The sequence below is a fragment of the Stenotrophomonas sp. GZD-301 genome, from assembly GCF_049310345.1.
In the GTDB taxonomy this organism is placed as follows: domain Bacteria; phylum Pseudomonadota; class Gammaproteobacteria; order Xanthomonadales; family Xanthomonadaceae; genus Stenotrophomonas.
The window spans coordinates 1-5,582 of sequence record NZ_JBMOWY010000096.1 but is presented as its reverse complement, the minus strand read 5'-3'; the positions used below and the strand labels follow the sequence as shown (position 1 = coordinate 5,582).

General features: G+C 53.8%; 2 tRNA genes and 3 rRNA genes. All 5 read left to right on the top strand.

Annotated elements, in window-relative coordinates:
* The first annotated feature begins 193 nt into the window (after positions 1 to 193).
* Positions 194 to 1,740, top strand: a 16S ribosomal RNA gene (locus tag ACO6VK_RS20450).
* 95 nt (positions 1,741 to 1,835) lie between these two features.
* A tRNA-Ala gene (locus ACO6VK_RS20445) sits at positions 1,836 to 1,911 on the top strand.
* Between the two features lie 48 nt (positions 1,912 to 1,959).
* Positions 1,960 to 2,036: transfer RNA gene (locus ACO6VK_RS20440), tRNA-Ile, on the top strand.
* Between the two features lie 229 nt (positions 2,037 to 2,265).
* A 23S ribosomal RNA gene (locus tag ACO6VK_RS20435) occupies positions 2,266 to 5,144 on the top strand.
* Positions 5,145 to 5,267: 123 nt separating this feature from the next.
* A 5S ribosomal RNA gene (rrf, locus tag ACO6VK_RS20430) occupies positions 5,268 to 5,382 on the top strand.
* Together the 16S, 23S and 5S rRNA genes with 2 tRNA genes alongside form the textbook arrangement of a ribosomal RNA operon.
* Positions 5,383 to 5,582: the final 200 nt, after the last annotated feature.

The window sequence follows — 5,582 nt, the reverse complement described above, 5'->3', positions numbered from 1 at the left end:
AGGCGCTGAGGCCGACTCCAAAGTTCTTTGACAGTATGCGCAGGTATCTTGTGAAGGCGCCTGCAGGAAGGATGATTGTCCATCTTGCAGACGTTTGATCAAGCAACATATCAATTGTTTTAAAGCAAGCGAAACGTTGCCAGCGGTCAAGCATCTGCAGCTTTAAATTTTTAGTCCTCGGACTATGCGTTTTTAAGTGAAGAGTTTGATCCTGGCTCAGAGTGAACGCTGGCGGTAGGCCTAACACATGCAAGTCGAACGGCAGCACAGTAAGAGCTTGCTCTTATGGGTGGCGAGTGGCGGACGGGTGAGGAATACATCGGAATCTACCTTTTCGTGGGGGATAACGTAGGGAAACTTACGCTAATACCGCATACGACCTTCGGGTGAAAGCAGGGGACCTTCGGGCCTTGCGCGGATAGATGAGCCGATGTCGGATTAGCTAGTTGGCGGGGTAAAGGCCCACCAAGGCGACGATCCGTAGCTGGTCTGAGAGGATGATCAGCCACACTGGAACTGAGACACGGTCCAGACTCCTACGGGAGGCAGCAGTGGGGAATATTGGACAATGGGCGCAAGCCTGATCCAGCCATACCGCGTGGGTGAAGAAGGCCTTCGGGTTGTAAAGCCCTTTTGTTGGGAAAGAAAAGCAGCCGATTAATACTCGGTTGTTCTGACGGTACCCAAAGAATAAGCACCGGCTAACTTCGTGCCAGCAGCCGCGGTAATACGAAGGGTGCAAGCGTTACTCGGAATTACTGGGCGTAAAGCGTGCGTAGGTGGTTGTTTAAGTCTGTTGTGAAAGCCCTGGGCTCAACCTGGGAATTGCAGTGGATACTGGGCGACTAGAGTGTGGTAGAGGGTAGTGGAATTCCCGGTGTAGCAGTGAAATGCGTAGAGATCGGGAGGAACATCCATGGCGAAGGCAGCTACCTGGACCAACACTGACACTGAGGCACGAAAGCGTGGGGAGCAAACAGGATTAGATACCCTGGTAGTCCACGCCCTAAACGATGCGAACTGGATGTTGGGTGCAATTTGGCACGCAGTATCGAAGCTAACGCGTTAAGTTCGCCGCCTGGGGAGTACGGTCGCAAGACTGAAACTCAAAGGAATTGACGGGGGCCCGCACAAGCGGTGGAGTATGTGGTTTAATTCGATGCAACGCGAAGAACCTTACCTGGTCTTGACATGTCGAGAACTTTCCAGAGATGGATTGGTGCCTTCGGGAACTCGAACACAGGTGCTGCATGGCTGTCGTCAGCTCGTGTCGTGAGATGTTGGGTTAAGTCCCGCAACGAGCGCAACCCTTGTCCTTAGTTGCCAGCACGTAATGGTGGGAACTCTAAGGAGACCGCCGGTGACAAACCGGAGGAAGGTGGGGATGACGTCAAGTCATCATGGCCCTTACGACCAGGGCTACACACGTACTACAATGGTAGGGACAGAGGGCTGCAAACCCGCGAGGGCAAGCCAATCCCAGAAACCCTATCTCAGTCCGGATTGGAGTCTGCAACTCGACTCCATGAAGTCGGAATCGCTAGTAATCGCAGATCAGCATTGCTGCGGTGAATACGTTCCCGGGCCTTGTACACACCGCCCGTCACACCATGGGAGTTTGTTGCACCAGAAGCAGGTAGCTTAACCTTCGGGAGGGCGCTTGCCACGGTGTGGCCGATGACTGGGGTGAAGTCGTAACAAGGTAGCCGTATCGGAAGGTGCGGCTGGATCACCTCCTTTTGAGCAAAGGCAACATCGTCCTGTCGGGCGTCTTCACAAAGTACCTGCATTCAGAGTTTCAAATCGGCCAGGCCGGTTTGAAAAGTCCCGTATATGGGGCCTTAGCTCAGCTGGGAGAGCACCTGCTTTGCAAGCAGGGGGTCGTCGGTTCGATCCCGACAGGCTCCACCACACGTTGCGCCTTTATCAGCGCAAACGGCAATGAGCTGAACGGACATTGGGTCTGTAGCTCAGGTGGTTAGAGCGCACCCCTGATAAGGGTGAGGTCGGTAGTTCGAGTCTACCCAGACCCACCAACTCTGAATGATCAGCGCATACAAAGAATTTATTACGCATCAGCATTGTGGCTGGTACGTGTTCTTTTAAAACTTGTGACGTAGCGAGCGTTTGAGATTCTATCTTGACGTGTCGTGAGGCTAAGGCGGAAGACTTAAATGTCTTCTTATTAATTGAGTCGTTATATTTCGTATCTGGGCTTTGTACCCCCAGGTCATATATATAACCCAAGGCAACTTGCGGTTATATGGTCAAGCGAATAAGCGCACACGGTGGATGCCTTGGCGGTCAGAGGCGATGAAGGACGTGGCAGCCTGCGAAAAGTATCGGGGAGCTGGCAACAAGCTTTGATCCGGTAATGTCCGAATGGGGAAACCCACCCGCTTGCGGGTATCCTGCAGTGAATACATAGCTGCTGGAAGCGAACCTGGTGAACTGAAATATCTAAGTAACCAGAGGAAAAGAAATCAACCGAGATTCCCTGAGTAGCGACGAGCGAACGGGGACTAGCCCTTAAGCTGGAATGGTTCTAGAAAAACAGCCTGGAACGGCTGGCCATAGAAGGTGATAGCCCTGTATTTAAAAGGGCCACTCCAGTGAAGACGAGTAGGGCGGGGCACGTGAAACCCTGTCTGAACATGGGGGGACCATCCTCCAAGGCTAAATACTACTGACCGACCGATAGTGAACCAGTACCGTGAGGGAAAGGCGAAAAGAACCCCGGAGAGGGGAGTGAAATAGATCCTGAAACCGTGTGCGTACAAGCAGTAGGAGCTCGAAAGAGTGACTGCGTACCTTTTGTATAATGGGTCAGCGACTTACTGTTCGTGGCAAGCTTAACCGTATAGGGGAGGCGAAGGGAAACCGAGTCTGATAAGGGCGCATAGTCGCGGGCAGTAGACCCGAAACCGGGTGATCTAGTCATGGCCAGGGTGAAGGTGCCGTAACAGGTACTGGAGGCCCGAACCCACGTCTGTTGCAAAAGACGGGGATGAGCTGTGATTAGGAGTGAAAAGCTAATCGAACCCGGAGATAGCTGGTTCTCCTCGAAAGCTATTTAGGTAGCGCCTCATATGTATCCTCTCGGGGGTAGAGCACTGTTATGGCTAGGGGGTCATCGCGACTTACCAAACCATTGCAAACTCCGAATACCGAGACGGACTGTATGGGAGACACACGGCGGGTGCTAACGTCCGTCGTGAAAAGGGAAACAACCCAGACCCACAGCTAAGGTCCCAAATTCACTGCTAAGTGGAAAACCATGTGGAAAGGCACAGACAGCCAGGAGGTTGGCTTAGAAGCAGCCACCCTTTAAAGAAAGCGTAATAGCTCACTGGTCGAGTCGGTCTGCGGGGAAGATTTAACGGGGCTAAGCAGTGAACCGAAGCTTGGGGTGTGCATATTTATATGTACGCGGTAGAGGAGCGTTCCGTAAGCCGTTGAAGGTGGATTGAGAAGTCTGCTGGAGGTATCGGAAGTGCGAATGCTGACATGAGTAACGATAATGCGGGTGAAAAACCCGCACGCCGAAAGCCCAAGGTTTCCTTGCGCAACGTTAATCGGCGCAGGGTGAGTCGGCCCCTAAGGCGAGGACGAAAGTCGTAGTCGATGGGAAGCAGGTTAATATTCCTGCACCTCGCGTAAGTGCGATGGAGGGACGGAGAAGGTTAGGTGTACCCGGCGTTGGTTGTCCGGGGGAAAGGCGGTAGGTTTGGATCTTTGGCAAATCCGGGATCCTTTAAGACCGAGCACCGAGACGAGCCTTTAAGGCGAAGTCACTGATACCACGCTTCCAGGAAAAGCTCCTAAGCTTCAGCTTACGCAGACCGTACCGTAAACCGACACAGGTGGGTAGGATGAGAATTCTCAGGCGCTTGAGAGAACTCGGGTGAAGGAACTAGGCAACATGGCACCGTAACTTCGGGAGAAGGTGCGCCCTTTTTGGTGGCTCATGCGAGCTATAGCTGAAGAGGGCCGCAGTAACCAGGCCGCTGCGACTGTTTATCAAAAACACAGCACTCTGCAAACACGAAAGTGGACGTATAGGGTGTGACGCCTGCCCGGTGCTGGAAGGTTAATTGATGGGGTCAGCCGCAAGGCGAAGCTCTTGATCGAAGCCCCAGTAAACGGCGGCCGTAACTATAACGGTCCTAAGGTAGCGAAATTCCTTGTCGGGTAAGTTCCGACCTGCACGAATGGCGTAACGACAGCGGCGCTGTCTCCACCCGAGACTCAGTGAAATTGAAATCGCTGTGAAGATGCAGCGTTCCCGTGGCAAGACGGAAAGACCCCGTGAACCTTTACTATAGCTTTACACTGAACGTTGAGTTCGTCTGTGTAGGATAGGTGGGAGGCTATGAAACTGTGGCGCTAGCTGCAGTGGAGCCATCCTTGAAATACCACCCTGTCGTGCTTGACGTTCTAACCTGGGCCCATTATCTGGGTCGGGGACCGTGTATGGTGGGTAGTTTGACTGGGGCGGTCTCCTCCTAAAGAGTAACGGAGGAGCTCGAAGGTACGCTCAGCGCGGTCGGACATCGCGCACTGTGTGCAAAGGCATAAGCGTGCTTGACTGCAAGATCGACGGATCAAGCAGGTAGGAAACTAGGACTTAGTGATCCGGTGGTTCTGTATGGAAGGGCCATCGCTCAACGGATAAAAGGTACTCCGGGGATAACAGGCTGATACCGCCCAAGAGTTCATATCGACGGCGGTGTTTGGCACCTCGATGTCGGCTCATCACATCCTGGGGCTGTAGTCGGTCCCAAGGGTATGGCTGTTCGCCATTTAAAGTGGTACGCGAGCTGGGTTCAGAACGTCGTGAGACAGTTCGGTCCCTATCTGCCATGGGCGTTGGAGATTTGAGAGGGGCTGCTCCTAGTACGAGAGGACCGGAGTGGACGAACCTCTGGTGTTCCGGTTGTCACGCCAGTGGCATTGCCGGGTAGCTATGTTCGGAAGCGATAACCGCTGAAAGCATCTAAGCGGGAAGCGCGCCTCAAGATGAGATCTCCCGGGGCACAAGCCCCCTGAAGGAACCATATAGACTATGTGGTTGATAGGTCAGGTGTGTAAGTACAGCAATGTATTGAGCTAACTGATACTAATGATCCGTGTGGCTTGACCATATAACCTCAAGTTGCCTTGGCCGACATGACATGTCGATAGATCCAAGTGCACGCTACGTCACAAGAACTATGAGAGGCAGGCGCCTAAATCCGTTGTTTGGATGGCGACGCTCCAACCGTCTCCCTGGTGAAATTAGCGCTGTGGAACCACCCGATCCCATCCCGAACTCGGAAGTGAAACGCAGCTGCGCCGATGGTAGTGTGGCCTAAGCCATGCGAGAGTAGGTCATCGCCAGGGTTTACACCCCGAAAACCCCGCTGCTCATGCAGCGGGGTTTTTTCTTTGTGCGTTGCATGGGCGGAGGCGCTCCGATCCTGCATACCGCCACCGGTGCGGCGGGATTTGCGCGCGGTGATGGCCAGACACGGTAGCGCCCGACCGTTGGTCGCGGCGACGCCGCGTAGCGGCGGGATTTGCGCGCGGTGATGGAGCGTGCC